We start from the raw sequence: 25,329 nt of genomic DNA on the forward strand, positions 1-25,329 counted from the left end.
GCACCACGACAGTGCACATGACAAAGGGGTCACGACATGACGAGTGCAGGCCTGTCCCGCCGTCGTTTCCTGCGCAACGCGAGCCTGGCCGGGCTGGGTGCGATCGGGTCGTCCAGCTTCCTCGCCGCCTGCGCCACTTCCGCGTCCAACGGCCCGGTCAAGCAGGCCGCCGGCGCGGTCACCGTCCAGTCGAACCTCTCCTCGCCCGAAGCGAAGAAGGCGATCGAGGCGCTGGCCAAGGCGTTCGGCGAGAAGGGCGGCGCGACGGCGACGGTGAACACCGTGGCGTCGGAGACCTTCCGCACCCAGCTCCCCAGCTACCTCACCGCGGCCAACCCGCCGGACACCTTCACCTGGTACCCGGGTTCGCTGCTGTCGGGCTACGCGCGCAAGGGCCTGCTGCTCGACGTCGGCGACGTCTGGCAGACCATGGGCAACTACAGCCCGGCCTTCCGGACCCTCTCCGGCGACGGCGCCGGGCACCAGGTCTTCGTCCCGACGTCGTACTACTGGTGGGGCTTCTTCTACCGGAAGTCGAACTTCGCGAAGTGGGGCGTGCAGCCGCCGACCAACTGGAGCGAGTTCCTCGCCCTCTGCGAAACCCTGAAGGGCAAGGGAATCGCGCCGATCGGCATGGGCGCGGGCGGCACCACGCCGTGGACCGCGTCGGCCTGGTTCGACTACCTCAACATTCGGATCAACGGCGCGCCGTTCCACCGCGAGCTGCTGGCCGGCAAGCAGCGCTTCGACGACTCGCGCGTCAAGAAGATCTTCGACCCGTGGCGCCAGGCGCTGCCCTACACCGACCCGAACGGCACCGCGATCGCGTTCCAGGACGCCACGACCGTGCTGCTCCAGGGCCGCACCGGGATGATCCTGACCGGCACCTTCTTCGCCGACGCCGCCCCGAAGGACGCCCTCGACGACCTCGACTTCTTCCAGTTCCCGATCCTCGACCCGGCCGTGCCGGTGGCCGAAGAGGGCCCGACCGACGGCTTCTTCGCGAGCGCGCGCACCCCGCACGTCGCCGAGGTCAAGGAGTGGTTCTCCTACGCCGCGACGGCCGAGGCGCAGGAGCTCTACATCAAGAACTCCTCCGGCACGGTCCTGCCGACCAACCCGGACGCCAAGGACAACGGCACACCGTTGGTCCAAAAGGGACGGAAGCTGCTCGCCGACGCCAAGGAGATCACCCAGTTCTTCAACCGCGACTCCTCCGACGCGCTCCAGCCGACCGCCGACGCGGCGTTGATCCGGTTCATCCAGAAGCCGAACGAGCTCGACTCGATCCTGGCCGACTGGCAGACCGCCGCGCAGAAGGTCTGGCAGTCCTGAGATGGCGGTGCTGACCGCGGAACGGCCGAAGACGGCGGCGCGCGCCCCGAAGCGCCGTCGCCGGCTCTCACCCGTGCTGCTGGCGTTCGTCCTGGTGCCCCTCGTGGTCGAGGGGTTCTGGGTGTTCTGGCCGGCGCTGCAGGGGTTCTACCTGTCGCTGACGAACTGGGACGGCGTCTCCGCACCCGAGTTCGTCGGCCTCGGGAACTTCGCCGAGATGTTCTCCGACGACATCTTCGGCACGGCGGCGCTGGACACGGTGATCTGGATCGTGCTCTTCGGCGGCCTCTCGGCCGTCGGCGGGCTCGCGCTGGCGACGTTGCTGCAGAAGGAACGCCGCGGTGTCGGCTTCTACCGCGCCGCCCTGTTCACGCCGGTGGTGTTCTCACTGGTCGCGACGTCGCTGATCTGGCAGGTGATCTACCAGCCGGACGGCGTGGTCAACAAGGTGCTCGGCGCGATCGGGCTCGGCAGCTGGCAGCACTCGTGGCTCGCCGACCCGAAGACTGCGCTGTACGCGGTGCTCGTCCCCGCGCTGTGGCGGCAGCTCGGGTACGTGATGGTGCTGTACCTGGCCGGCCTCAAGGGCATCGACCCGGTGTTGTACGAAGCGGCCAAGCTGGACGGCGCCACGGCGTGGCAGCAGTTCCGCAACGTCACCTGGCCGCAGCTGCGCAGCGTCAACTCCGTGGTCCTGTCGGTGATCATCATCGACTCGCTGCGCTCGTTCGACGTCGTGTGGTCGATGACCAAGGGCGGGCCGTACCACTCGTCCGAGCTGCTCAGCACGTACATGTACGCGACGGCGTTCCAGTCGCTGCGGCTCGGGTACGCGTCCGCGCTGGCCGTGGTGATCTTCGTGCTGGCGTTCGGCGTGATCGTCACCTATCTCGTGCGCGCATTCCGGGAGGACTCGTGAGGAAGACGCGGACCGCGGGCTTCCACCTGCTCGCGGGTGGACTCTCGGTGCTGTGGCTGCTGCCGATCGCGCTGGTGCTCACCACGAGCGTCCGGTCCTTTTCGGACATCGCCTCGAACGGCCTGGGCGCGCTGCCGGCGTCGTTCTCCCTCGACGGCTTCGGCCAGGCGTGGGGTGAGGGCGGCGGCGGGCACGCGATGCTCAACAGCCTGATCGTGACGATCCCGACCGTGCTGCTGTCCCTGCTGCTCAGCGCGGCCGCGGCGTTCGCGTTGAGCCGCTACCAGATCCCCTTGCGGCGCACGATCATCCTCGTGATGCTGTCGGGCAACCTGCTGCCGCCGCAGATCCTGCTGGTGCCGGTGGCGAAGCTGTCGGAGCTGCTCGGCATCTACGACACGTTGACGGCGCTGATCATCGTGCAGGTCGGCTTCGGCCTCGGGTTCTACACGTTCGTGCTGCAGGGGTTCATGCGGTCGATCCCGGACGAGATCCAGCAGGCGGCGCTGATCGACGGCGCCGGCGTGGTCCAGATCTTCGCGCGGATCATCCTGCCGATGACCCGCCCGGCGCTGGCGGCGCTCGGCGCGCTCGCCTTCACCTGGACGTTCAACGACCTGCTGTGGTCGATCACCGTGCTGCGCACCGGCACGGTGATGCCGGTGACACCGGCGCTGCTCGGCCTGCAGGGCCAGTACGTGTCCAACTGGAACGTGATCGCGGCGGGCTCGGTGATCGCGGCCGTGCCGACCGTGGCCGTGTTCCTGCGGTTCCAGAAGCACTTCATCTCGGGCCTGGCGATCGGGGCGATCAAGTGACGTGGACGGTGACCATGAAGTCCACTTCGTACACCGTGGCGCTGGACCCGTCGTCCCGCTGGGCCGAGCTCGTGGCCTGGGGTCCGCACGGGATCGAGGACGGCCCGTCGGTCTTCACGAACGCGGGCTCGGTGCACTTCATCACCGAGGCGGACGCGGCGCCGGTCGAGTACGCGCCGCTGGGCCTGCGCCCGTTCTCCGGCGCGGACGTCTCGGTGCGCGGCGGCTCGTGGTGGCGCTTCGACGGCGCGGTCACGGACCCGGACCTGCGTTTGTCCTTTGTGGATGAGCTGACCGGGTTGCGTGCGGTGCTCTGCTACCGCGGGTCGGCCGAGACGGACGTGCTGACCCGCTGGGTCGAGTTCACGAACACGGGCTCGGCGGTCCTGGAGTTCGACCGCCTCGGCTCGGCGGGCGTGTGCGTCCCCACGTCCGGCGCGGCCCGGCTGACGTACCTGACCGGCCAGTGGTCGCGGGAGTTCACCCGCCAGTCGGTCGAACTGGCCGCCGGCGGGTTCCGGATGGAGAGCCGCTTCGGCGTGCCGGGCCACGCGCACGTGCCGTGGCTGGCGGTGCAGGACGCCGCCGGCGGTCCCGCTTACGGCGTCTCCTTGGCTTGGCCGGGTTCGTGGTCCATCGAGGCCGATGTGGAGCCTTCCGGCCTGACGCGCGTCCGAGCGGGCCGGTTGCCTTCGCCGGGGCCGGTGCTTCTCGAGCCCGGGGCCTCTCTGGTGACACCCGCGCTCGCGCTGGCGTCCAGTGTGGATGGTCTGGCCGGGCTGGCGTCGGTGTGGCACGACCACGACCGCGTGCTGGCGGGTTCCCGGTGGCGGCGGCCGCGTCCGGTGCTCTACAACTCGTGGGAAGCCACGGGCTTCGACGTCCGGAGCGCACACCAGCTGGAGCTGGCGAAGCGGGCGGCCGACATCGGTGTTGAGCTGTTCGTCGTCGACGACGGCTGGTTCGTGGGCCGCGACGACGACACCGGCGGCCTGGGCGACTGGACCCCGGCGGAGGAGTCGTTCGGCGAGTTCGTCGACTCGGTCCGCGAGCTGGGCCTGGAGTTCGGGCTGTGGGTCGAGCCGGAGGCGGTCAGCCCGAAGTCGCAGCTGTACGCGTCGCACCCGGACTGGGTGTACCGCATCGACGGCCGCCCGGCGACGTTGATCCGCAACCAGCTGCTGCTGGACCTGGGGCTGCCCGACGTCGTCTCGTTCATCAAGTCCACTTTGGACTCACTGTTGTCGACGTACCCGATCTCGTACCTGAAGTGGGACATGAACCGCCCGCCGACGGAACGCGGCCGCCCGGGTTCCCCTGCCGCAGACCTGGACGCCGAGCACGTCGCGGGGTACCTGTCGGTGCTGGACCACCTGCGTGCTCGTCATCCGCACGTCACGATCGAGGCCTGCGCCGGTGGTGGTGGCCGTACGGACCTGGCGACGGTCGAGCGCACCGACGTCGTCTGGCCGAGCGACAACACGGGCCCGCTCGATCGCCTCGCCATCCAGGACGGCTTCCTGCTGATGCACGCGCCGCACCTGATGAGCTCGTGGGTGACGGACTCCCCGGGGGTGTTCGACCCGCGTCCGCGGTCACTGCGTTTCCGGTTCGTCACGGCCATGGCGGGCGTGCTGGGCATCGGCGCGGACCTGTCCCGGTGGACGTCCTCGCAGCACACCGAGGCGGCGTCGCTGGTCGCGGTCTACAAGTCGGTCCGCGACGTGATCCACCACGGGGTGGCCCGCGTCCTGCACGGGCCCTCCGAACCGACGGCGGCGACCCAGTACACCTCCGAGGACGGCGACACGGTGGTCGTCCTGGCGTGGAGCACAGGTGAGCTGACCGGCGCGCCGCTGGTCCCGGGCCGCTCCTCGCGGGTGCGGCTGGACGTGTCTCCCGACTCGTCCTATGTGGACGAATCGGGGACCCGCTACTCAGGCGCGCACCTGAAGCACGCGGGCCTCCCGTTCGACTGGACGGCGGAACACGACGCGGACGTCGTCGTCCTACGCCGGCTCGAGTAGCAGCTTCGCGGCCACCGCGGTTCCGTCGGTGCGGACCGTGGTGGCCACCTCGGCGGCCTTGGCCCGCGCGGCCAGGGCCGTCCCGAGCGCCGTCGTCAAGGACTCCGTCGTCGGCGCCGGACCGTCGTGCGCGACGCCGATGCCCAGCTCCGCGACGCGGCTCGCCCAGTAGGGCTGGTCGGTGGCCTGCGGGACCACGACCTGCGGCACGCCGGAGCGCGCCGCCGTGGTGGTGGTGCCGGCGCCGCCGTGGTGCACGACGGCGGCGGTGCGCGGGAAGAGCGCCTGGTGGTTGACCTCGTCGACGGCGAAGACGTCGTCGCCGGCCACCGTCAGGCCGGCCCAGCCGCGCTTGAGCACCAGGCGGCGGCCGTGCGCCCGCACCGCCGCGACAGCGACCTCGGCGACGTCCGCGGCGGCGTGCATCGGCATGCTCCCGAAGCCGACGTACACCGGAGGCTCGCCGGCGTCGAGGAACGCCGCCAGGTCGGCCGGCAGCGGGCGTTCGTCCGGAACGGTCCACGCGCCGGTCTGGACGACGTCGAGGTCGGCCGTGGGCGGCCACGGGTCGAGGACCGGATCGGTCGCCAGCCACGGTCGCTTGCCGATGACGTACTCGCGGACGTCGTCCACTTCGGACAGCCCGTGCGCGACCCGGCTGGTGTTGAGGCCCGGGCCGAACAGGACGTTCATGCTCTCGCGGTCGAGGTCCCACAACGCCCGGTTGTCGGTGACGCCCGCCGGGTGCGGCCGCCCGGGATAGGCCAGCGGCGCGTGGTGCGGCGACGGCAGGGTGACCTTCTGGAAGGCGACGTAGACCGACCGGACCCCGGCCAGCTCGGCGACGGAAAGCGCCCCGGCGGCGGTCGGCATCATGCCGGTGGCGACCACGACGTCGCAGCCCTCGACGGCCTCGGGCATGACGTCGAACTGCGCGGCGATCAGCTGCGCGGCCCGTTCGGGCAGCGAAGACGGCGGCGGCGCGGCCTTGGTCAACGCCTTCGCCGACGGCCCCACGGCGACAAGCGGAACGTCGATGGAGGCGAGCCGCGCCACGAAGTCGTCGTCCGGCGGCGCGCAGACCGTGACCTCGGCGTCCAGCTCCCGCAACCGGACGGCGAAGGCGACCAACGGCTCGACGTCCCCGCGCGACCCGTAGGTGGACAGCAGAACACGCATGGTGAATCCCCCTGTTTCTCGTCAGGGCGGTGATTCTGCTGGAGCCAGGGGGGCTTGCCGCAAGCCCGGGGGTGCGCTATACGTTGAGTACGAGGGAGGTCGTGGTGTCCGCAGTGGACTGGCACGCCGTTCCCGGACCACCCGGCTGGTACGAGCCGGACAGCGTCGGGCCCGCGTTGCGCGAGCTGGCGGCGGCCACGACGGTGCTCGAGGCTTCGGCGCCCAGCTCGGTGCTGGCCAACACCGGGCTCCTCCACGAGCACAGCGGCACGGTCTACCCCGCGGCGGTGTTCGCGGCGCCGGCCTTGCTGGACATCGTCGAACACGGGCACCCGGTCGTCCGGGTGATCGCCGCGGACCTGCTGACGTACGCCATGGAGCTCCGCCCGTCCGACGACTACCCGCGCGTCGCCGCGGCTCCCCTCTGCTGCGGGGTCGCGGCGCAGGTCCGGGCCCGCCGGCCCGCGCTCACCGGGTGGCCCGTGCTCCGGAAGGAGGCGGACCGGCACTGGCGGTTCGACGTCCGGGAGGTCCTGGCCGACGGCGCCGACACGGTCGCGTTCGGCACCCTGGGCGGCCGGCTTCCGCCCGGCGTCCACAGCGCCGGGCGGCACGGCGGCGCACCGGTGGCCGTCCGCCTGGAGGACGGCGACCTGCGTGTGCTCGGCGCCGTCGTCGAAGCCGGCGAGCTGCTCTTCCCCGCGGAATGCGGCTCAGGGCAGTGAGACCGGCAGGACGAACGTCGGCGAGCCCGTCGGGAAACGGCGCAGCTCCGCGCCACCCGACGCCGTCAATGTGAACGCCGTGATCGCGTCCTCCGACTGGGCCGCGACGTAGCAAGTCCCGTCCACCAGGGCGAAGTGCCGCGGGTTCGCGCCGCACGGCTGGTCCGCCACGGCCACCGCGTCGTCGAGGGCGAACTCCGTCACGCAGTCCGGGCCGCGGTTCGACACGTACAGCCGCGTCTCGGTCAGCTCCAGGTGGGCCACCAGGTTGGGCGTCACGGAAGAAAGCGTCGACGGCGTCACCGACACCACCTCGAAAGCGCCCGGCGATGTCTCCCGGACGGTCACGAGCGTCCCGGCCAGCTCACCGACGACGTACGCCAGGTCGGTGCCCGGCCGCCGGACCAGCTGGCGCGGGCCCGTGCCCGGCGGCAGGGAGGACACCGCCAGCGGCTCCAGCGAGCCGTCGGATCGGAGCGTGTAGCTGCGGATCTCGTCCGTGCCCAGGTCGACCGCGCTCACGATGCCGTCGCCGGGAACCGCCATGTGGACGTGCGCCGCCTCCTGGCGGGCCGCGTCCGGGCCGGTGCCGGTGTGCTGGACCAGCGCCGTCCGCGCCTCGATCGCGCCCGACGAGGACAGCGAGAACACCGCCAGGCTGCCGCCGGTGTAGTTGGCGCACAGCAGGAACCGGCCGTCCGGGGTCACCGCCAGGTGACACGGGTGCGCGCCGCCTGTCTCGGCCGTGCCCAGCACCGAAAGCGCGCCCGAGCCGTCGAAGGAGAGCGCCGTCACCGCGCCGGTGGCCGTCTCGTTCGCCGCGTACAGCACCGGCAGCGACGGGTGCCGCGTCAGCCACGACGGTGACTCCATCGGCAGCGCGGCGACCTCCGTCAGCTCGCCCGAAGCCGACCGCGAGAACGTCGTGATCCCGGTGCCGTTCCCCGCGTCTCCGGGGTAGCACCCGACGAAGACCAGCTCAGCCATGCGCGCTCCTCAACAGCGTCTCGACCCGGGCGGAGATCTCCGCGGTGGTGCCGCGGGTCAGCGCCGAGCCGATCCCGCAAGCGACCGCGCCCGCCGAGAGCCAGCGTGGCACGTCTTCGGGTGCGATGCCGCCGGTGGGTACCAGCGGCGCCTGCGGCAGCGCCGCCCGGACGTCCTTCACCCAGGACGGGCTCAGCGCGGAAGCCGGGAACACCTTCACCGCGTCGGCGCCTCGTTCCAGCGCGTGGACGATCTCGGTCACCGAACCGGCGCCCGGGAAGGCCGCCGCGCCGTACCGGTGAGCGGTGCGGATCACCGCGCTGTCCACCGACGGCGACACTAGGAACCGCGCGCCCGCCCGGATGGCGAGGACCGCCGACGCCTCGTCGAGCACCGTGCCGGCCCCGATCGTCGCGTCCGGGTAGGCCGCGGTGAGCCCCGAGATCGCGTCCAGCGCACCGGGGTTGGTCAGCGGCAGCTCGATCGAGCGCAGCCCGGCTTCGAGCGCCGCGCGGGCCGCCTCCACAGCGGACTCCGCGTCGTGCGTGCGCACGATCCCGACCACGCCCTGACGCAGCGCGTTCGCCGTGATCTCCCATCGATAGGTCATCGGTCCACCTCCGTGCCGATCAGTGCCTTGGTGAGCTCCCCGCGGTCCGGAAGGCCTTCGAGGTCGGTCCGCGTGCCGACGACCAGCGCCGCGCAGGCCGCGCCCGCGCGCAGCGCCTCAGCCGGCTCGGCGCCGCGCAGCCACGCCGAGAGGTATCCGGACGTCAGCGCGTCACCCGCGCCGACCGGGTCGACGACCCGCGTGACCAGGCTCGGCTGCGACCACGAGCCGTCCGCGGTCACGGCCCGCGCGAGCTTGTCCCGCTGCTTGACGACAACCGTCTGCGCCCGGCCCGCGAGCAGCGCGTCCGGCGTCTGCCCGAGCAGCTCGAGCTCGTCCTCGCCGGCGAAGACGAGATCCGCCCTGGTCAGCAACGGCCCGACGGTCTCGCGCCACCGGTCCGGCTTGCCGAGTTTCACCCGGACGTTCGGGTCGAAGGACACCCAGGCGCCCGAGGCTCGTGCGAGCGTGAAGAGAGTTTCGACGGCTTCGCGTGCTCCGTCGGACAGCATCGCCGTGATGCCGGAGACGTGCACGAGCCGTGCGCCGTCGAGACCCGCTTCGCGGACGAAGGCGGCGGAGAGGCGCGAAGCCGCGGAGCCGCTTCGGTGGTACTCGACGGTCTCGGTGTCCCGGATCAGGAAGCCGGTGTACGCGTCCGGATCAACCTCGACGCGCGAGACGTCGACGTCGTCCGCGCGCAGGGTCGCGAGCACGTGCGCGCCGGACGGGTCGTCGCCGACCCGGCTCAGCCAGCGGACGCGGTGCCCGAGCCGCGCCAGGCCGACCGCGACGTTCGTCTCGGCCCCGGCGACGGACGAGGTGAAGGTGTGCGCGCGCCGCAGCGCGACGCCGGGCTCGGCGAGCAGCAGCCGCATCGCCTCGCCGAGAGTGACGACTTCGGTGTTCATCGGGGAGAGCATAGCGCGTGAAATCTTAATTTAGGATTTATTCTTGACGGAAGCCGAGACGCCCCGGCATGCTGCTCCCCGGCCAGCTGACGCTGTTTCATCGGAGAAGGGTGTCCAGCAACATGCTCCTGAAGAGATCCCTAGCGGTCGTAGCAGCGGCAGCCGCCGCGCTCACCGCCATCGCGATCCCCGCACAGGCAACACCGGCCGTGGACCAAGGCGCTCCCGACTACTACGACAGCGGGGTCGCGAAGACCCCGTACATGGGCTGGAACACCTACTACGGCCTCGGCGCCCCCAGCGAGGCGTCGGTGAAGTCCGTCGCGGACTTCCTCGTCTCCAGCGGCCTGCGCGACGCCGGCTACCGCTACGTCTGGATCGACGGCGGCTGGACCGCCCCGGACCCGCGCGACGCGCACGGCAACCTCCTCGCGGACAGCGCGAAGTTCCCCAGTGGACTATCCACTTTGGTCAACTACCTGCACGGCAAGGGGCTCAAGGCCGGCATCTACACCGACGCGGGCGCCTCCGACGGCAAGAACTGCGCGGCCGGCTCCGGCGGCCACTACGAGCAGGACACCAAGCGCTTCGCGAGCTGGAAGTTCGACGCCGTCAAGGTCGACTTCCTCTGCGGCATCGCCCAGAACCTCAAGCCCGCCGACGCGTTCACGCAGTTCAGCAAGGCCCTCGCGAAGGCAGGCCGGCCGATGGTGCTGAACGTCTGCAACCCGGTCACCGACGAGTGGGGCACCCCGCACGGGCCCGACCAGGTCGCCGGCATCGCCTACAGCTACGGCCCGCTGGTCGCCGACTCCTGGCGCACCAGCACGGACATCGCGTTCGGCACGCCCTACGAGGGGATCTGGAAGGACGTCCTGCGCAACATGGACGCCAACGCCGCGCACCCCGAGGCGAACGGGCCGGGGCACTACAACGACCCCGACTACCTGATCCCGATGCGCAAGACCGAGCAGGGCACCTACGAGCTGAACGAGGAGGAGTCGACCACCCAGCTCGTCATGTGGGCGGAGATGGCCTCCCCGCTGATCATCGGCTCGGACCCGCGCACGCTCCCGGCGTCGATGATCGGCACGTTGAAGAACCCGGAGATCGTGGGGGTCAACCAGGACCGCCTCGGCACCCAGGGTGTCCGCGTCGCGACGACCGGCACCACCGACACCTACAGCAAGGTCCTCTCCCGCGACGGCGACCGCGCCGTGGTGCTGCTCAACCGCGGTGAGGCGCCGACGCAGATGACGCTGAACCTCGCCGACGCCGGGCTCAAGGGCCGGGTGTCCGTCCGGGACCTGCGCGCCCGCGCCGACCGCGGCACCGCGACCGGCTCGTACACCGTCACCGTGCCCGCGCACGGCACGGCGTTCCTCCGCCTGCACGGCACCGACCTCGTCCCGGGTGACGACCTCGGTGGCGACGCGTCCGCCAGCCCGGCGATCGTCCGCACCGGCGGCAAGACGGTGACGTTCTTCCGCGACCGGAACGGCTCCCTGCAGGTCAAGGGCCTCGACGGGCCGCGTCAGGTGGGCGGCACGTTCCTCGGCCAGCCCGCCGCGGTCGCCACGTCCACCGGCATCGACGTCTACGTCCGCGGGCTCGACAACGCCCTCTACCAGCGGAGCTACTCGAAGCGCTGGAGCGACTGGAAGCGGCTCGGCGGCACGCTCACCGACTCGCCGTCCGTGACCACCGACGGGACGGTCTTCGTCCGCGGCGCCGACGGCCAGGTCTGGCAGCGGACCAGCGCCGGTCAGTGGTCCGGTCTCGGCGCGCCCGGCGGCAAGCCGATCTACGGCCGGCCCGGCGCGGCGACGTCCACCAGCGGCACGGTCGTCGCGGTCCGCACGGCGGACGACAGCGTCTGGGCCCGCACGAAGACCGGCGGCACCTGGTCGGACTGGACCGGCATCGGCGGCACGGTCAGCAGCAGCCCGACGCTGGTCGCCGTCGGCGCGAAGGTCGCGCTCACCGCGTCCGCGAGCGACTACTCGCTGTGGGCCAACGCCTGGTCCGGCTCCTGGGCGGGCTGGTTCAAGCGGCCGGAGTACCCGAGCGGGAGCATCGTGGGAACCCTCGGCGCCGCGTCCGACGGCGCGTCGCTGTGGTTCGCCGCCCGCGGGCCGGACGACCATGTCCACGTAGCGAAGTTCTGACGAAGGAGCAGGCGATGTCCACGCGTACGGCGGTGGTGACCGGAGCGGCGTCCGGGATCGGGCTGGCGACGGCCCGGAAACTGCTCGACGACGGCTACCGCGTGCTCGGCGTGGACATCGCCGAACTCCCCGACGGCGTCCTCCCGATCCGGGGCGACGTCGCCGACGAGGCGACCTGGGCGGACATCGGTGAGGTGGACGCCCTGGTCAGCAACGCCTACGTGCCCAGCACCGGGCCGCTGCACGAGCTCGGCCTCGACGGGTGGCGCCGCCAGCTCGACGTCAACCTCACCGGCACCTACCTCGCCGTCCGGGCCTGCCTGCCCTCGCTGCGGGCCCGCGGCGGCGCGGTCGTGCTCGTCTCCTCGGTGCACGCGCACTTCGGCCTGCCGGGCCACCCCGCGTACGCCGCGAGCAAGGGCGCGCAGGTCGCGCTGGCCCGGCAGCTGGCCGTGGAGTACGCCCCCGACGTGCGGGTCAACTCCGTGCTGCCCGGGCCGGTGCTCACCGAGGCCTGGAACCGCATCTCGCCGGAGGACCGCGAACGCAGCGCCCGCGCGACGCCGGTGGGGCGCCTCGGCCGGCCGGCCGAGGTCGCGGACGTGATCGCCTTCCTGCTTTCGGACGCCGCGTCGTTCGTCACCGGGGCCGAGCTGACCGTCGACGGTGGCTGGTCCGCCGCCAAGGATTCCGCGTAGATGGGGGACAACGGGTGAAGATCACCGGCATTGAAACGTTTCTGGTCGCGCCGCGCTGGCTGTTCCTCAAGGTCAGCACCGACGAGGGGATCAGCGGCTGGGGCGAGCCCGTGGTCGAGGGCCGCGCGGAGACCGTGCGCGCCGCCGTGCACGAGATGTCCGAGCTGCTCATCGGCCAGGACCCGCTGCGCATCGAGGACCACTGGCAGGTGCTGCGCCGCGGCGGCTTCTACCGCGGCGGCCCGGTGCTCTCCAGCGCGCTGTCCGGCTTCGACCACGCGCTGTGGGACATCGCCGGCAAGGTCCGCAACGCGCCGGTGCACGAGCTGCTCGGCGGCCCGGTCCGCGACCGCGTCCGCGTCTACAGCTGGGTCGGTGGCGACCGCCCGGCCGGCATCCGCGAGGCCGTGACCGCGCAGGTCGAGGCCGGGTTCACGGCGGTGAAGATGAACGTCGCCGGCCCGCTGACGGCGATCGCGTCCCCCGCCGAGGCCGAGGCGGCGGTGGCCCGCGCGTGGGAAGCCCGCGAGGCGCTCGGCCCGCACCGCGACCTCGCGATCGACTTCCACGGCCGCGTCTCGCCCGCGATGGCCCGCCGCCTGGTCAAGCTCCTCGAAGACGTCCAGCCGATGTTCGTCGAGGAGCCGATCCTCCCGGAGACCCAAGGCGACGCGCTGCGCAAGGTCGTCGAGGCGTCCACCGTGCCGGTCGCGGTCGGCGAGCGGCTCTACTCGCGCTGGGAGTTCAAGCCGGTGCTCGACGCCGGGGTCGCCGTCCTGCAGCCGGACCCGTCCCACGCCGGCGGCATCTCCGAGCTGCGGCGCATCGGCGCGCTGGCCGAGATGTACGGCGCGTCGCTGGCGCCGCACTGCCCGCTCGGCCCGATCTCGCTGGCCGCGTCCCTGCAGGTCGCGTTCGCCACGCCGAACTTCCTGATCCAGGAGCAGAGCGTCGGCATGCACTACCACGAGGGCCAGGAGCACCAGTACCTCGTGGACTCCTCGATCTTCGCGTTCCGGGACGGGTACGCGGCCCGCCCGCTCGGGCCCGGCCTCGGCATCGAGGTCGACGAGGCCGCTGTCCGCCGCGCCGACGAGATCGGCCACGCGTGGCGCTCGCCGGTCTGGCGCCACGACGACGGCGGTCTCGCCGAATGGTGACCTGGCTGGAGCGCGGTGACCTGCGGCTCGGCCTGGTTCCGGAGCTGGGCGGCCGCCTGTTGTCGGTGCGGTACCGCGGCCGCGAGCTGCTCTGGCGCAACCCGGCGCTGCTCGGTGACGACCTGCGCGGCGCCTACGCCCCCAACTCCGGCCGGATGGGCGATTGGGTCAACTACGGCGGCGACAAGACGTGGCCCGCCCCGCAGGGCTGGGACGGCCCCGGCCAGTGGCCCGGCCCGCCCGACCCGGTGCTCGACTCGGGCCCGTACACCGCCGTGACCGACGGCGACACGGTCACCATGACCAGCGCACCGGACCCGCGAACCGGCCTGCGCCTGACCCGCGCGGTCACGATCCTCGACGACGGGTACGACCTGCGGCTGTCCGCGGAGAACACCAGCTCGCACCCGGTCCGCTGGGCCCTGTGGAACGTCACCCAGCTGCCCGGCGGCGGACCCGTGACCGCGGGGCTCCGGCGGCCCGACGTCGTTGCGCTGGTCGCCGGAACCGGCACCCCGGAGTACACAGTGGACGGTGACCGCCTGGTCGTGCCGCCCCAGGACGTCGTCGGCAAGCTGGGCGTGCCGGGAACGGCGGGCTGGGTGGCGTACGGGCCGCTGACGCTCGCGTACGACGTCGACCCCGCGGGCGAGTACCCGGACGAGGGCTCGCCGCTCGAGATCTGGCTGGAGCACCCGCTTCCCGAGCCGCTGGCGTCGCTCGGCGACCTCGACCCGCCGGCGCGGATCGTCGAGCTGGAGGTCCTCGGCCCGCTGACGACGCTCGCGCCCGGCGCGGTCACGAGCTTGCCGATCCGCGCCACGGTGGGCCCGTTCCCGGTTTCATGACGCGTGACCTTCACAGGCAGAACCCTTGTCGCGGCGGCGTTCGCGCTGGCGATCGCGGCCACGGTCCCAGTCACCGCGCACGCGGCCTACGACTGGTCGTCATCCACGACACCGAGTTCCTGCCCACCAGCAAGCTGAAGCCCGTACGACCAGGCCATCGCGACGTTCCAGGACCCGACGGCGGGGAGCGCGGGGGGCATCGCCGCGCAGGGCGGCACCTGGTACACCGGAGCAGATGTACCGCTCGTCGGCGGCAATGGTGCGCTACCTAGCAGCGAAGTACCAGATCCCAGTACATCCTGGGGCACGAAGACGTCTCGCGGGAACGCGCGCTGAACCGGCGGACCGGCGAGCCAGGCTGTCACGATCAACCCGGACTACACGACCAACCAGCCCGCGATGACCAGCTGCGACAAGACCGGCGTCTGCACGCCGCTGCCCGCCCACGGCGCGAACTTCGTCCCCCTGCACACCGCGCCGGACGCGAACTCGCCGCTGGTCACCGACCCGGTGGTGCACCCGAACGGCTCACCCGGCACAACGGCGATCGACGACTGGAGCGACAAGGCCGTCGCCGGCCGGACGTACGCGCTCGCCGGGCAGCAGGGCGACTGGACCGCCATCTGGTACGGCGGCCAGGAGGCCTGGTTCGCGAACCCGGGCCACTGCGTGGCGGTGCCCGCCCGCGCCGAGCGGGTGACCGCGCCCACCGGCGTCACGTCGGTGCCGCTGTACGGCCGCGCCTTCCCGGAGCAGCCGGAGTACCCGGCGGAGATCCCGTTCAGCTCGCTGTGGACGGTCGCGCCGATCCCCTGGACGCTCCCGGCGGCCAGCCGGAGAACTACTACGCCCGGTTCGGCCCGGCGAACGTGCCCGCCAACCACACGCTGGTGACCGGCGCCACGAAGGCGTCCGACGTCCGGGTCCTGCCGTAGTACCCGCAGGTGGCGGCCCTGCCGGGGGTCGCCACCAGCCCGGGTATCGTGAGGTCGTGACGGACAAGCCCCGCATTCCGAACGTGCTCGCCTCCCGCTACGCCTCGCCGGAGCTGGTCCGGCTCTGGTCGCCGGAGCAGAAGGTCGTCCTGGAGCGGCAGCTCTGGCTCGCCGTCCTCAAGGCGCAGAAGGACCTCGGTGTCGACGTGCCCGACGGTGTCGTCGAGGCCTACGAGCGGGTCCTCGAGCACGTCGACCTCGAGTCGATCGCCGCGCGCGAGCGCGTCACCCGGCACGACGTCAAGGCGCGCATCGAGGAGTTCAGCGCGCTCGCCGGACACGAGCACATCCACAAGGGCATGACCTCGCGCGACCTCACCGAGAACGTCGAGCAGCTGCAGCAGCTCCGTTCGCTGGAGCTCGTGCGCACCCGCGTCGCGGCCGTGCTGGCCCGGCTGGCCGCCCTCGCCGTCGAGCACGCCGACACGGTCATGGCCGGCCGCTCGCACAACGTCGCCGCGCAGGCCACCACCCTCGGCAAGCGGTTCGCCACGGCGGCCGACGAGCTGCTCGTCGCCTTCGAGCGGCTCGACAACCTGATCGGCCGGTACCCGTTGCGTGGCATCAAGGGCCCGGTCGGCACCGCGCAGGACATGCTCGACCTGCTCGGCGACGAGTCCACTTTGGACGAGCTCGAAGACCGTGTGGTGCAGCACCTCGGCTTCAGCCGCCGGTTCGTCAGCGTCGGCCAGGTGTACCCGCGCTCGCTCGACTTCGACGTGCTGTCCACCGTGGTCCAGGTCGCGGCGGCGCCGTCCAGCCTGGCCAAGACGATCCGGCTGATGGCCGGCCACGAGCTGGTCACCGAGGGCTTCAAGCCCGGCCAGGTCGGCTCGTCCGCCATGCCGCACAAGATGAACACCCGCTCGTGCGAGCGCGTGAACGGCCTCGCCGTCGTGCTGCGCGGCTACCTCTCGATGATCGGCGAGCTGGCCGGCGACCAGTGGAACGAGGGTGACGTCTCCGACTCGGTCGTCCGCCGCGTCGCGCTGCCGGACGCGTTCTTCGCGCTCGACGGCCTGCTGGAGACCTTCCTCACGGTGCTGGCCGAGTTCGGCGCCTTCCCGGCGGTCATCGAGCGTGAGCTTGATCGCTACCTGCCGTTCCTCACCACCACGAAGGTGCTCATGGCGTCGGTCCGCGCCGGCGTCGGACGTGAGACGGCCCACGAAGCGATCAAGGAGCACTCCGTCGCCGTCGCGCTGGAGATGCGGGAAGGCCGCGCGGAGAACGACCTGCTCGACCGCTTCGCCGCCGACGACCGCATCCCGCTCGACCGCGGTGAGCTGGACAAGCTGCTCGCCGACCGGATTTCGTTCACCGGCACGGCCGGCCGCCAGGTGACGCAGGTCGCCGAGCGCGTCGCGCAGGTGCTCGAGCAGTTCCCCGAGGCGGCGGGGTACGCACCGCAGCCGATCCTGTGAGCTGACGCACCAGTCCACGGACTGGAACGAATCCACACCAACGGGTCAAATCCCTAATCTCGATCGCTGAACCCGGAGCGCCGGGCCGCCCATCCCGCGGCCTGGCGCGCATTCATCGCGCCCCGTGCGCGATCAACCATGGAAGAAGCGATGAGATCCACGCTGTCGAGAATTGCCGCCGTCGTCACCGCGGGCGCGCTGACGCTGACCCTGGCCGCGTGCGGCGGCTCGGACACCTCCGCCGCCGGCCAGACCCTGCGCGTCGGCACTCTGGGCGACGCCCCGCCGTCGATCTACCTGGAGAACGGCCGGTTCACCGGCTACGACAACGAGTTGCTGCGCGACATCGCGAAGCGTGAAGGCTTCGAGGTCGAGTTCGTCGGCACCGAGTTCTCCGGTCTGCTGGCCGGCGTCGCGACCGGCAAGTTCGACATCGGCAGCTCGACGATCTCCAGCACGGAGGCGCGCAAGAAGACCGTCGCCTTCTCGAACGGTTACAACACCGGCTTCACCACGGTCGTCACCGCGAAGGGTGCGAACCTCAAGGACGCCGGCGCGCTGCCGGGCAAGCGCCTCGGCGTGGTCCAGGGCTCGGTCCAGGACGAGTTCGCGGGCAAGGTCGCGGGCGCCCAGGTCGTCCGCTTCCCGGACTACAACGCAGGTTTCGCGCAGCTGAAGAACGGCACGCTCGACGGCTGGGTCGTGCCGCAGGACATCGGCCAGAAGTACCTCGACCAGAACCCGGCGGTCCCGCTGGAGCTCGGTTACACCGTCGAGGACAAGGACACCCCGTCCGCGTTCGCCGTCGCCAAGAAGAACACGGACCTGCTGAAGAAGCTCAACGACGGCCTCGCCAAGGCGATCGCCGACGGCACGGTCGCGCGGATCTACGCGCAGTTCTACAAGAACACGCCGCTGTCCAAGGAGCTCCAGCAGGGCGGCCCCGGCCTGCTCGTCACGAACCCGGGGGTCTGACGTGAAGAAGCTCCTGCTCACCGGCCTGACCGCCGCCCTCGTCGCCACGCTCACCGCGTGCGGCGGTGGCTCGGACGCCGCTTCCGCGACCCTGCGCGTCGGCACCCTCAGCGACGCGCCGCCGAACATCTTCCTTAAGGACGGCAACTACACCGGCTTCGACAACGAGCTGCTCAAGGCCATCGCGGTCAAGCAGAACCTGAAGCTCGAGTTCGCCGCGACGGACTTCTCCGCCCTGCTCGGACAGGTCGCGTCCGGTCGTTACGACATCGCCAGCTCGGCGATCGCGCAGACCGACGAGCGCAAGAAGACCGTCGACTTCTCCGCGGCCTACGACTTCGAAACGATGAGCATCCAGGCGAAGCAGGGCACGCCGGTGACCGACGAGAAGGGGCTGGCCGGCAAGCGCGTCGCCGTCATCCAGGCGACCGTCGGCGACCACTGGCTGACCAGCACGGTCCCCACCGCGCAGGCCGTGCGCTTCCCCGACTACGCGGCCGCGCTGACCGCGTTGAAGACCGGCGCTGTCGACGCGTACATCCTCGACCAGAGCATCGCCGAGAAGAACGTGACCGACAACCCGGACGCCCGGCTCGTCGTGGTGAAGAGCTTCGTCACCGACGTGCCGCACGGCTTCGCGGTGAAGAAGGGCAACAGCGCACTGCTCGGCAAGATCGACGACGGGCTCAAGCAGGTCATCGCCGACGGCACCTGGCTGAAGCTGCACCAGCAGTTCCTCCCATCCGTCCCGGTGCCGGCCGGGTTCTCGGGAGGAGGAGCGTGAGGAAGGCACTCGTCACAGCCGTCACCGCGACCCTGCTGGCCGCGCTCACCGCGTGCGGCGGCGCGGACAGCACGTCGGACACCCTGCGCGTCGGCACGCTGAGCGACTCGAAACCCAACGCCTACCAGGAAAACGGCACCTTCACCGGGTTCGACAATGAGCTGTTGAAGGCCATCGCGCAGCAGGAGGGCCTCAAGGTCGAGTTCGTCGCGACGGACTTCTCGTCGCTGCTCGGCCAGGTCGCGAATGGCACCTTCGACATCGGCAGCTCGGCCATCGCGCAGACCGACGCCCGGCGCAAGACCGTCGACTTCTCGGCACCGTACAACTACCAGGCCCTGGGCATCGCGGCCAGGAACACCGCCGGCATCACCGACGAGAACTCATTGGCCGGCAAGCGGATCGGTGTGGTCCAGGGCACGGTCTCGGACACCTGGCTGGGCTCGAACGCGCCCACCGCGCAGGCCGTCCGGTTCCCGAACGACGCGGCCGCATTGAGCGCGCTCAAGACCGGAGCTGTCGACGGCGCGGTGTTCGACCAGGCCACCGCCGAGGACTACGCGAAGAACAACGCCGGGCTCCAGGTCGCCAAATCGGTCGTCACCACCATCCCGCACGGCTTCGCCTTCAAGAAGGGCGACAACGAGTTGATCGGCAAGATCAACAGCGGCATCAAGAAGGTCGTCGCCGACGGCACCTGGCTCAAGGTGCACGACCGCTTCGAGCCGACCGCGCCCGTGCCCGCCGAGTTCAAGCCGGGGCAGTAGATGGACCAGTTCCTCGACACCTTCTTCAACTGGGAGTACATCTGGCAGGTCTTCCCGGACCTGCTGAAGACCGGCCTGCTCAACACGCTGATCCTGGCGCTGACGTCCGCGCTGATCGGCATCGTGCTCGGCATGGTCGTCGCGGTGATGGGCCTGTCCACCAAGCCGTGGCTGCGCTGGCCGGCGCGGGTGTACACCGACATCTTCCGCGGCCTGCCGGCGATCCTGACGATCCTGGTGATCGGCCAGGGCCTCGGCACGCTCGCGCGGGATGTCGTCGGCACCAACCCGTACCCCCTGGGCATCCTGGCGCTGAGCCTGATCGCGGCCGCCTACATCGGCGAGATCTTCCGGTCCGGCATCCAGAGTGTCGAGAAAGGACAGCTGGAAGCCAGCCGCGCGCTGGGGATGAGCTACAGCAAGGCGATGTTGCTGGTGGTCATCCCGCAGGGTGTGCGGCGGGTGCTGCCGGCGCTGGTGAACCAGTTCATCGCGCTGATCAAGGACTCCAGCCTGGTGTACTTCCTCGGCCTGCTGTCCGAGCAGCGCGAGCTGTTCCGGATCGGGCAGGACCTCGCGGCCAACACCGGCAACCTGTCGCCGCTGGTCGCCGCCGGGTTCGTCTACCTGGTGATCACCGTGCCGCTGACGCACCTGGTCAACTACATCGACAAGAAGCTCCGGACCGGCCGCAAGGTCCGGGCGGACGAGACCGATCCGGTGGAGCTCGGCGCCGGAGGAAGGGTCATGACGTGGTGACGGCAGTCCGCTCGTCCAGCGTGGAACTGCGCGACGTCCACGTGCGCTTCGGCACGCTGGAGGTCCTGCGCGGGGTCGACCTCAAGGTGGCGAGCGGGAAGACGACCTGCGTGATCGGGCCGTCCGGCTCGGGCAAGTCGACCCTTCTGAGGTGCGTGAACCGGTTGCAGGAGCCCGATTCCGGCGATCTGCTCCTCGACGGCGAGTCGGTGATCCACGCCGACCCCGACGCGCTGCGCCAGCGCGTCGGCATGGTGTTCCAGCACTTCAACCTGTTTGGCCACCGCAGTGTGCTCGACAACATCGTGCTGCCGCTGCGGAGCGTGAAGAAGCTGGGCAAGGAGGAGGCGATCGAGATCGCCCGCGCCCGCCTCGCCGACGTCGGCCTTGCGGACAAGGCGCCGTACCGCCCGAGCGCGCTCTCCGGCGGCCAGCAGCAGCGAGTCGCCATCGCCCGGGCGCTGGCGATGGATCCCGAGGTGATGCTGTTCGACGAGGCCACCAGCGCCCTCGATCCTGAACTGGTCAAGGGCGTGTTGAACCTGATGGCGGGCCTCGCCGAACGCGGGCTGACGCTCGTCGTCGTCACCCACGAGATGGGTTTCGCGCGGAGTGTCGCCGACGAGGTTGCCTTCATGGACGCGGGCAAGATCGTCGAGCAGGGCTCACCGGCCCAGATCTTCGACGCACCGCAGAGCCCGCGCCTGCAGCGGTTCCTCTCCCAGGTGCTCTGAAAAGCGCGGGCTTCGGCGGCCGGGCCCCGGGTAACCTGCGGGCATGGCGAGGATCGCGCGGCTGACGTACTACCCGGTCAAGGGCTGCGCCGGCACTTCGGTGCCGGCCGCCGAGGTCGGTCCGGCCGGCCTGGCCCACGACCGTGTGTTTCAGGTCGTCGCACCGGACGGCGACTTCCGCAGCCAGCGCCGCTACCCGGTCCTGGCGTCGGTCCGGCCCCGGGTGCTCGGCGACCGGCTGTCGCTGTCCGCGCCGGGCCTCGGCGACCTCGTCCTCGACGTCCGCCGCGAAGGCCCGCGGCACCCGGGCTCGACGTTCTCCTGGCACGGCACCGGAGTCCACCAGGGCGCCGAGGCCGCGGAGTGGTTCTCGGACCTCCTCGGCCTGCCGTCGGTGCTGATCGGGGTGGCGCCGGACCACGAGCGCGTGACCAGCGGCGAGACCCCAGGCACGGCCGCCTTCGCCGACGGCCACGCACTGCTTGTCGCCTCGGAGTCCTCTTTGGACGGACTGAACTCGCGCATCCTCGAACGAGGAGCCGAGCCGGTGCCGATGGATCGCTTCCGGCCCAACGTGATCGTCTCCGGCTGGGTCGAGCCGCACATGGAGGACGAAGTCCGTGCGATGTCCGTGGGCACTGCGATGTTCGGCTACGCCAAGCAGTGCGTGCGCTGCACGGTTCCGATGGTCGACCAGGAGACCGGTGAGAAGGCCGGCCCCGAGCCGATCCGCACGCTCGCCGCCTACCGGCGTCACCCGGACGGCGGAGTGATCTTCGGGATGAAGGCCGCGGTGCTGCGACCGGGTCAGGTCGCGGTGGGCGACGAGGTGATCGTGCACTCCTGGGCCGGGCCCAGCCCCAGCACGTCGGCCGCGGAGCCGCCGTTGACCGCGACGGCCAGCCGCCCGGCCGAGTCGGTGTAGAGCACGCTCGCCCCGGCGGGCACGTCCGCGAAGGTCCGCCCGAGCACCGTGGTGACCGCGACCCGTTCGCTGTGCACGGAAACCGCGCCCGACAGACCGGACAGCTCGAGGTCCGCCGGGGTCGCGGCCAGCTGGACGTTGCCGAAGTGGTCGACGGTCAGCACCTCCGACACCAGCTTCCCGGGAAACGCCGCGACGAACGGCTCCGGCATCACGACCAGGTCGGTCACCGGGTCGCCGAAGTCCGCCGGCGCGACACCCAGCGCGAGGTGCGCGGCCGCCGGCGCGAAGACGTCCCGGCCGTGGAACGTCGCCGACGTGACCGCCAGCCGCAGCGACGGCTCAGCCAGCTCGTACGCCGCCCGCACCCCGCCGAGCGCCTGCGCGGCGGGCAGCAGAAGGCCGTTGTCCGGCCCGACCAGCAGCCCGCCTTCGGTCACGACGACCACCCCGAGCCGAGCCGTGCCCACACCCGGGTCGACCACGGCGACGTGCACTGCCTCCGGCAGGAACGGCACCGTCTGGGCCAGCGCCATCGCCCCGTGCCGGATCTCCTGCGGAGGCACTTCGTGGGTCACGTCGATCACCCGCACGGCGGGCGCCAGCCGCGCGATCACGCCGTGGCAGGCCGCCACGAAGCCGTCGCGCAGGCCGTAGTCGGTCGTCACCGAGATCCAGTCGTACGCCATGCCAGCATCATCCATGGTGGCGGAGCGTGCCCGTTAGGGTTCAGCGCGTGACCCCCCTCCCCGCATGCCGGGAGCTCGTTCCCGGCAAGGTTCGCGACCTCTACGAAGTCGGCGACAACCTCCTCCTGCTCGTCGCCTCCGACCGCATTTCCGCCTTCGAACAGGTCTTTCCCACCCCGGTCCCGGACAAGGGCCATGTCCTCACCGCGATGAGCGTGTTCTGGTTCACCGAACTGGCCGACGTCCTCCCGAACCACCTGGTGGCCTACGACGGACCCGGGATCCCGGACGAGGTCCGCGGCCGGGCGCTGCTCGTCGAACGGCTTGACATGCTGCCGATCGAGGCCGTCGTCCGCGGTCACCTGACCGGCCGCGGTTACGCGGACTACCGCCGGTCCGGCTCCGTGTGCGGGGTCCCGCTGCCGGCCGGCCTGGCCGAGTCGGCCCGCCTGCCCGAGCCGATCTTCACGCCGTCCACCAAGACCCGGCCCGGCGAACCCGACGTGAACATCGACTTCGCGAAGTTCGCGGAGATCGTCGGCCACCGGCTCGCCGAGGAGGTCCGTGAGGCCTCGCTCGAGCTGTACCGCCGCGGCGCCGCGCGGGCCGCCGAGCAGGGCCTGCTGCTGGCCGACACGAAGTTCGAGTTCGGCCTCGGCAAGAACGGCGGACTCGTGCTCGCGGACGAGCTGCTGACGCCGGATTCGGCGCGCTACTGGCTCGCCGGCGCTCTCCGGCCCGGCCGTCAGCGGCCGTCGTTCGACAAGCAGCAGGTGCGCGACTGGCTCGTCGGCCCGGCGTCCGGGTGGGACTGCGTCTCCGCGCTGCCGCCCCTGCCGCCCGAGGTGGTGACCGCCACGCGCGAGCGGTACCTCGAGGCATGCCACCGCATCACCGGGCGTTCCCTGGCAGACTGGCTGCGTGATCCTGCTGATCTGCGGCAGCCTGCGGGCAGGCTCCGGCAATGCGGCGGTGCTGGGGACCGTGGCGACGCTCACCGCGAGCACGACCTATCCCCGTCTTGGCGACCTGCCGCACTTCAACCCGGATGACGACCACGACCCCCTGCACCCCGCCGTCGCGGAGCTGCGCGCCGCGATCAAGGCGGCCGACGCCGTCCTGATCTGCACGCCGGAGTACGCCGGCGGACTGCCGGGGTCCTTCAAGAACCTGCTCGACTGGACCGTCGGCGGTGGCGAGATCTACGGCAAGCCGGTGGCGTGGATCAACGCGTCCTCGGTCGCGGCCCCGACCGGCGGCCGCGACGCCCACGACTCGCTCCGCAAGGTCCTGACGTACGCGGGCGCGCGCATCGTCGACGAGGCGTGCGTGCGGATTCCGATTTCACGCGTGGATGTCGCCGACGGTCAGGTCGCCGACCCCGACCTGCGTGGCCGGATCGCGGTGGCGGTGCAGCGCCTCCGCGAAGGCGGCTGACCCTTCCGGCAAGTGTCGGCCGCCCGTTCTGCGCAGTTCACGCGTGCGTCAGACGCGTGCGTCCCAATGGTGGCGTGGACGCTCGCTTGCTGGTTTCGCTGTCGGGAATCACCCCGCGCACGCTGCACCGGTGCGCCGACCTCGCGGCCGAGCTCGACCGCCGCAAGGTGCCGCTTTCGGTGCTGCACGCCGCTCGCACCGGCGAAGGCCCGGTGACGGAGTGGGTGCGCACCCGCGCCCGCCGCGGTGATTCCGTGCTGCTGCACGGTTACGACCACGCTGTCACGCCCACGCACCGCACGGTGTACCTGGGCAAGAAGGCGGAGTTCGCCACGCTGCCGGCGCACGAGGCCCGGCTCCGGCTCATCGCCGCGAAGGCCGCTTTGGACGCCGCCGGGCTGACCGTCGACGGCTTCGCGCCGCCGCGGTGGATCGCCTCGCAGGGCACGCTGCAGGCGCTGGCCGAGCACGGGTTCCGGCTGTGCGCGGACCTCGGCGCGGTGCGGGACCTCGTCACCGGCGAGGTGCGCCGCGCCCGGGTGCAGGAGTTCACCAGCCAGTCCCACCGCACGGAGACGGTGCGCTGCTTCGCGCTCGTGCTCGCCTCCGCGCGCGCAGCTCGCCGGGGTGGGCTGGTCCGGCTGGGGGTCGACGCGACGGACCTCACCCGCCCCGGCCTCCGCCAGGCCCTGCTCGACGCGGTGGACGTCGCGCTGGAGAACCGCGCGTTCGGCGCCACCTACGGCTCGCTGCGCGCGGTGGCGGCCTGACCGCTACCGCTTCTCTCTGGAGTTTTCAATCAACAAGGGTTCGATCAGGCCTGTCCACTGATCGTTTTGCCGGGCTGTGGGCCGGCCGGCTGTCCAGGAGCACGTCGAGCTGCCCGAAGGCGACGTCGACCGCGGGCGCCAGCGCCGGGGCCTCGGCTCCGGCGAGCCGGCTCCCGGCCTGGTAGCAGGCGACCGCGATCTGCGCGGCCAGCACGGCGACTTCCCGCGGAGTGCCGCGCTCCAGCAGGATCGCCTCGCCCAGTTCGGCGAACCGCTGCATCTTCCGCGCACTGCGTTCCCTGAGCTCCGGGTTCTGCTCCAGCAGCCGCTGGTGCATTTCGTAGTGCGCGATGTCCGCGGTGGCCTCGGCGCAGACATCGAGCACCAGCCCGCGGACCTGGTCGAGGGCCGTCGACAGGTCCTGTGGCGCGCCACCCGGCAACGCTCGCTGCCGCTCCGCCAGGTGATCCAGCAGCTGCTGCTCGTCCGAAAACACCACCTCCTGCTTGTCGCCGAAATATCTGAAGAACGTCGTACGCCCCACCTCCGCGCGCTCCGCGATGTCCGTGACCGTGACCTCGGTGAAGCCGCGCTCCGCGAACAGGGCGAAGGCCGCTTCCACGATCTGCTCGCGAGCTTGCTTCTGCTTGCGTTCCCGCAGCGAAGGGCGTTGATCCATGTCCCC

At 71.3% G+C, this 25,329-nt stretch carries 26 protein-coding genes; 20 read left to right on the forward strand and 6 right to left on the reverse strand.

Going from position 1 to position 25,329, the window contains the following annotated elements:
• Positions 1–36 precede the first annotated feature (36 nt).
• Genes ACZ61C_RS38855 through ACZ61C_RS38870 form a run of 4 tightly spaced genes read left to right on the forward strand, consistent with a single transcriptional unit; the run spans position 37 to position 5,099 of the window.
• Positions 37–1,335: an ABC transporter substrate-binding protein gene (locus tag ACZ61C_RS38855; RefSeq protein WP_465312921.1), complete on the forward strand. Its 1,299-nt coding sequence runs from the start codon at positions 37–39 to the stop codon at positions 1,333–1,335.
• A 1-nt stretch (position 1,336) separates the two neighbouring features.
• Positions 1,337–2,254 carry a carbohydrate ABC transporter permease gene (locus ACZ61C_RS38860; protein WP_465312922.1) on the forward strand — a complete coding sequence of 306 codons (918 nt, stop codon included), beginning with the start codon at positions 1,337–1,339 and terminating at the stop codon, positions 2,252–2,254.
• Positions 2,251–3,072, forward strand: coding sequence for a carbohydrate ABC transporter permease (locus ACZ61C_RS38865; protein ID WP_465312923.1), 822 nt, complete (start codon positions 2,251–2,253; stop codon positions 3,070–3,072). The genes ACZ61C_RS38860 and ACZ61C_RS38865 overlap by 4 nt, the downstream gene beginning before the upstream one ends.
• 14 nt (positions 3,073–3,086) lie before the next feature.
• Complete coding sequence (locus tag ACZ61C_RS38870; RefSeq protein WP_465312924.1) at positions 3,087–5,099, forward strand: alpha-galactosidase; 2,013 nt, start codon at positions 3,087–3,089, stop codon at positions 5,097–5,099.
• Here ACZ61C_RS38870 and ACZ61C_RS38875 read toward each other — a convergent pair.
• A complete protein-coding gene (locus ACZ61C_RS38875) occupies positions 5,082–6,278 on the reverse strand; it encodes a glycosyltransferase (protein WP_465312925.1) in 1,197 nt (398 codons plus the stop codon). The two genes, ACZ61C_RS38870 and ACZ61C_RS38875, sit on opposite strands and share 18 nt — an antisense overlap.
• A gap of 104 nt (positions 6,279–6,382) precedes the next feature.
• Here ACZ61C_RS38875 and ACZ61C_RS38880 point away from each other — a divergent pair, with 104 nt between their 5' ends.
• Positions 6,383–7,003: a hypothetical protein gene (locus ACZ61C_RS38880; protein ID WP_465312926.1), complete on the forward strand. Its 621-nt coding sequence runs from the start codon at positions 6,383–6,385 to the stop codon at positions 7,001–7,003.
• Here ACZ61C_RS38880 and ACZ61C_RS38885 read toward each other — a convergent pair.
• The 3 genes from ACZ61C_RS38885 to ACZ61C_RS38895 are packed head-to-tail and all read right to left on the reverse strand — an operon-like array spanning position 6,992 to position 9,511.
• On the reverse strand, positions 6,992–7,990 hold the full coding sequence (locus ACZ61C_RS38885) for a lactonase family protein (RefSeq protein ID WP_465312927.1): 999 nt from the start codon (positions 7,988–7,990) through the stop codon (positions 6,992–6,994). The two genes, ACZ61C_RS38880 and ACZ61C_RS38885, sit on opposite strands and share 12 nt — an antisense overlap.
• Positions 7,983–8,600: a bifunctional 4-hydroxy-2-oxoglutarate aldolase/2-dehydro-3-deoxy-phosphogluconate aldolase gene (locus ACZ61C_RS38890; protein ID WP_465312928.1), complete on the reverse strand. Its 618-nt coding sequence runs from the start codon at positions 8,598–8,600 to the stop codon at positions 7,983–7,985. The genes ACZ61C_RS38885 and ACZ61C_RS38890 overlap by 8 nt, the downstream gene beginning before the upstream one ends.
• Positions 8,597–9,511, reverse strand: a complete 915-nt coding sequence (locus tag ACZ61C_RS38895) for a sugar kinase (RefSeq protein ID WP_465312929.1) — start codon at positions 9,509–9,511, stop codon at positions 8,597–8,599. The genes ACZ61C_RS38890 and ACZ61C_RS38895 overlap by 4 nt, the downstream gene beginning before the upstream one ends.
• Positions 9,512–9,633: 122 nt before the next feature.
• Between ACZ61C_RS38895 and ACZ61C_RS38900 the strand changes: the two genes are divergently transcribed.
• The 12 genes from ACZ61C_RS38900 to ACZ61C_RS38955 all read left to right on the forward strand — a co-directional run bounded on the left by ACZ61C_RS38900 (position 9,634) and on the right by ACZ61C_RS38955 (position 21,748).
• Complete coding sequence (locus tag ACZ61C_RS38900) at positions 9,634–11,679, forward strand: DUF8189 domain-containing protein (RefSeq protein WP_465312930.1); 2,046 nt, start codon at positions 9,634–9,636, stop codon at positions 11,677–11,679.
• 14 nt (positions 11,680–11,693) lie between these two features.
• Positions 11,694–12,377, forward strand: coding sequence for an SDR family NAD(P)-dependent oxidoreductase (locus tag ACZ61C_RS38905; protein WP_465312931.1), 684 nt, complete (start codon positions 11,694–11,696; stop codon positions 12,375–12,377).
• Between the two features lie 14 nt (positions 12,378–12,391).
• Positions 12,392–13,537 carry a galactonate dehydratase gene (dgoD, locus tag ACZ61C_RS38910; RefSeq protein ID WP_465312932.1) on the forward strand — a complete coding sequence of 382 codons (1,146 nt, stop codon included), beginning with the start codon at positions 12,392–12,394 and terminating at the stop codon, positions 13,535–13,537.
• Positions 13,531–14,385: a DUF4380 domain-containing protein gene (locus ACZ61C_RS38915; RefSeq protein ID WP_465312933.1), complete on the forward strand. Its 855-nt coding sequence runs from the start codon at positions 13,531–13,533 to the stop codon at positions 14,383–14,385. The genes dgoD and ACZ61C_RS38915 overlap by 7 nt, the downstream gene beginning before the upstream one ends.
• A 399-nt stretch (positions 14,386–14,784) precedes the next feature.
• Complete coding sequence (locus ACZ61C_RS38920; RefSeq protein ID WP_465312934.1) at positions 14,785–15,279, forward strand: hypothetical protein; 495 nt, start codon at positions 14,785–14,787, stop codon at positions 15,277–15,279.
• Positions 15,280–15,376: 97 nt separating this feature from the next.
• Positions 15,377–16,804, forward strand: a complete 1,428-nt coding sequence (purB, locus tag ACZ61C_RS38925) for an adenylosuccinate lyase (protein WP_465312935.1) — start codon at positions 15,377–15,379, stop codon at positions 16,802–16,804.
• Positions 16,805–16,954: 150 nt separating this feature from the next.
• Positions 16,955–17,779: a substrate-binding periplasmic protein gene (locus tag ACZ61C_RS38930; protein ID WP_465312936.1), complete on the forward strand. Its 825-nt coding sequence runs from the start codon at positions 16,955–16,957 to the stop codon at positions 17,777–17,779.
• A 1-nt stretch (position 17,780) separates the two neighbouring features.
• A complete protein-coding gene (locus tag ACZ61C_RS38935; RefSeq protein WP_465312937.1) occupies positions 17,781–18,563 on the forward strand; it encodes an ABC transporter substrate-binding protein in 783 nt (260 codons plus the stop codon).
• A complete protein-coding gene (locus tag ACZ61C_RS38940) occupies positions 18,560–19,330 on the forward strand; it encodes an ABC transporter substrate-binding protein (protein WP_465312938.1) in 771 nt (256 codons plus the stop codon). The genes ACZ61C_RS38935 and ACZ61C_RS38940 overlap by 4 nt, the downstream gene beginning before the upstream one ends.
• Entirely contained in the window at positions 19,331–20,089 is a 759-nt protein-coding gene (locus ACZ61C_RS38945) for an amino acid ABC transporter permease (RefSeq protein WP_465312939.1), read from the forward strand.
• Entirely contained in the window at positions 20,083–20,823 is a 741-nt protein-coding gene (locus tag ACZ61C_RS38950; RefSeq protein WP_465312940.1) for an amino acid ABC transporter ATP-binding protein, read from the forward strand. The genes ACZ61C_RS38945 and ACZ61C_RS38950 overlap by 7 nt, the downstream gene beginning before the upstream one ends.
• 43 nt (positions 20,824–20,866) lie before the next feature.
• Positions 20,867–21,748 carry an MOSC domain-containing protein gene (locus tag ACZ61C_RS38955; protein WP_465312941.1) on the forward strand — a complete coding sequence of 294 codons (882 nt, stop codon included), beginning with the start codon at positions 20,867–20,869 and terminating at the stop codon, positions 21,746–21,748.
• Here the strand turns inward: ACZ61C_RS38955 and ACZ61C_RS38960 are convergent.
• A complete protein-coding gene (locus ACZ61C_RS38960; protein WP_465312942.1) occupies positions 21,631–22,437 on the reverse strand; it encodes an SAM hydrolase/SAM-dependent halogenase family protein in 807 nt (268 codons plus the stop codon). The genes ACZ61C_RS38955 and ACZ61C_RS38960 overlap by 118 nt on opposite strands.
• Positions 22,438–22,484: 47 nt before the next feature.
• Here ACZ61C_RS38960 and ACZ61C_RS38965 point away from each other — a divergent pair, with 47 nt between their 5' ends.
• The 3 genes from ACZ61C_RS38965 to ACZ61C_RS38975 all read left to right on the forward strand — a co-directional run bounded on the left by ACZ61C_RS38965 (position 22,485) and on the right by ACZ61C_RS38975 (position 24,644).
• A complete protein-coding gene (locus tag ACZ61C_RS38965) occupies positions 22,485–23,489 on the forward strand; it encodes a phosphoribosylaminoimidazolesuccinocarboxamide synthase (protein WP_465312943.1) in 1,005 nt (334 codons plus the stop codon).
• Positions 23,410–23,874, forward strand: coding sequence for an NADPH-dependent FMN reductase (locus tag ACZ61C_RS38970; protein ID WP_465312944.1), 465 nt, complete (start codon positions 23,410–23,412; stop codon positions 23,872–23,874). Before ACZ61C_RS38965 ends, ACZ61C_RS38970 begins: the two co-directional genes overlap by 80 nt.
• A 74-nt stretch (positions 23,875–23,948) precedes the next feature.
• The gene (locus tag ACZ61C_RS38975) at positions 23,949–24,644 is read left to right on the forward strand and encodes a DUF2334 domain-containing protein (protein WP_465312945.1); all 696 of its coding nucleotides are present in this window, start codon (positions 23,949–23,951) and stop codon (positions 24,642–24,644) included.
• 25 nt (positions 24,645–24,669) lie between these two features.
• On the opposite strand, the gene ACZ61C_RS38980 is transcribed toward ACZ61C_RS38975, so the two are convergent.
• Positions 24,670–25,323 (reverse strand): TetR/AcrR family transcriptional regulator, encoded by a 654-nt coding sequence (locus ACZ61C_RS38980; RefSeq protein ID WP_465312946.1) that lies wholly within the window; start codon positions 25,321–25,323, stop codon positions 24,670–24,672.
• Positions 25,324–25,329 lie beyond the last annotated feature (6 nt).

Source organism: Amycolatopsis sp. NPDC104587 (assembly GCF_055583645.1).

Excerpts from the sequence above, each read along its gene's own strand:
- ACZ61C_RS38855 (WP_465312921.1), top strand. The coding sequence starts at position 37 with ATGACGAGTGCAGGCCTGTCCCGCCGTCGTTTCCTGCGCAACGCGAGC.
- ACZ61C_RS38895 (WP_465312929.1), bottom strand. The coding sequence starts at position 9,511 with ATGAACACCGAAGTCGTCACTCTCGGCGAGGCGATGCGGCTGCTGCTC.
- ACZ61C_RS38920 (WP_465312934.1), top strand. The coding sequence starts at position 14,785 with ATGACCAGCTGCGACAAGACCGGCGTCTGCACGCCGCTGCCCGCCCAC.
- ACZ61C_RS38915 (WP_465312933.1), top strand. The coding sequence starts at position 13,531 with ATGGTGACCTGGCTGGAGCGCGGTGACCTGCGGCTCGGCCTGGTTCCG.
- ACZ61C_RS38900 (WP_465312930.1), top strand. The coding sequence starts at position 9,634 with ATGCTCCTGAAGAGATCCCTAGCGGTCGTAGCAGCGGCAGCCGCCGCG.
- ACZ61C_RS38930 (WP_465312936.1), top strand. The coding sequence starts at position 16,955 with ATGAGATCCACGCTGTCGAGAATTGCCGCCGTCGTCACCGCGGGCGCG.
- ACZ61C_RS38955 (WP_465312941.1), top strand. The coding sequence starts at position 20,867 with ATGGCGAGGATCGCGCGGCTGACGTACTACCCGGTCAAGGGCTGCGCC.
- ACZ61C_RS38980 (WP_465312946.1), bottom strand. The coding sequence starts at position 25,323 with ATGGATCAACGCCCTTCGCTGCGGGAACGCAAGCAGAAGCAAGCTCGC.
- ACZ61C_RS38870 (WP_465312924.1), top strand. The coding sequence starts at position 3,087 with ATGAAGTCCACTTCGTACACCGTGGCGCTGGACCCGTCGTCCCGCTGG.
- ACZ61C_RS38890 (WP_465312928.1), bottom strand. The coding sequence starts at position 8,600 with ATGACCTATCGATGGGAGATCACGGCGAACGCGCTGCGTCAGGGCGTG.
- ACZ61C_RS38945 (WP_465312939.1), top strand. The coding sequence starts at position 19,331 with ATGGACCAGTTCCTCGACACCTTCTTCAACTGGGAGTACATCTGGCAG.
- ACZ61C_RS38860 (WP_465312922.1), top strand. The coding sequence starts at position 1,337 with ATGGCGGTGCTGACCGCGGAACGGCCGAAGACGGCGGCGCGCGCCCCG.
- ACZ61C_RS38875 (WP_465312925.1), bottom strand. The coding sequence starts at position 6,278 with ATGCGTGTTCTGCTGTCCACCTACGGGTCGCGCGGGGACGTCGAGCCG.
- ACZ61C_RS38905 (WP_465312931.1), top strand. The coding sequence starts at position 11,694 with ATGTCCACGCGTACGGCGGTGGTGACCGGAGCGGCGTCCGGGATCGGG.
- ACZ61C_RS38960 (WP_465312942.1), bottom strand. The coding sequence starts at position 22,437 with ATGGCGTACGACTGGATCTCGGTGACGACCGACTACGGCCTGCGCGAC.
- ACZ61C_RS38885 (WP_465312927.1), bottom strand. The coding sequence starts at position 7,990 with ATGGCTGAGCTGGTCTTCGTCGGGTGCTACCCCGGAGACGCGGGGAAC.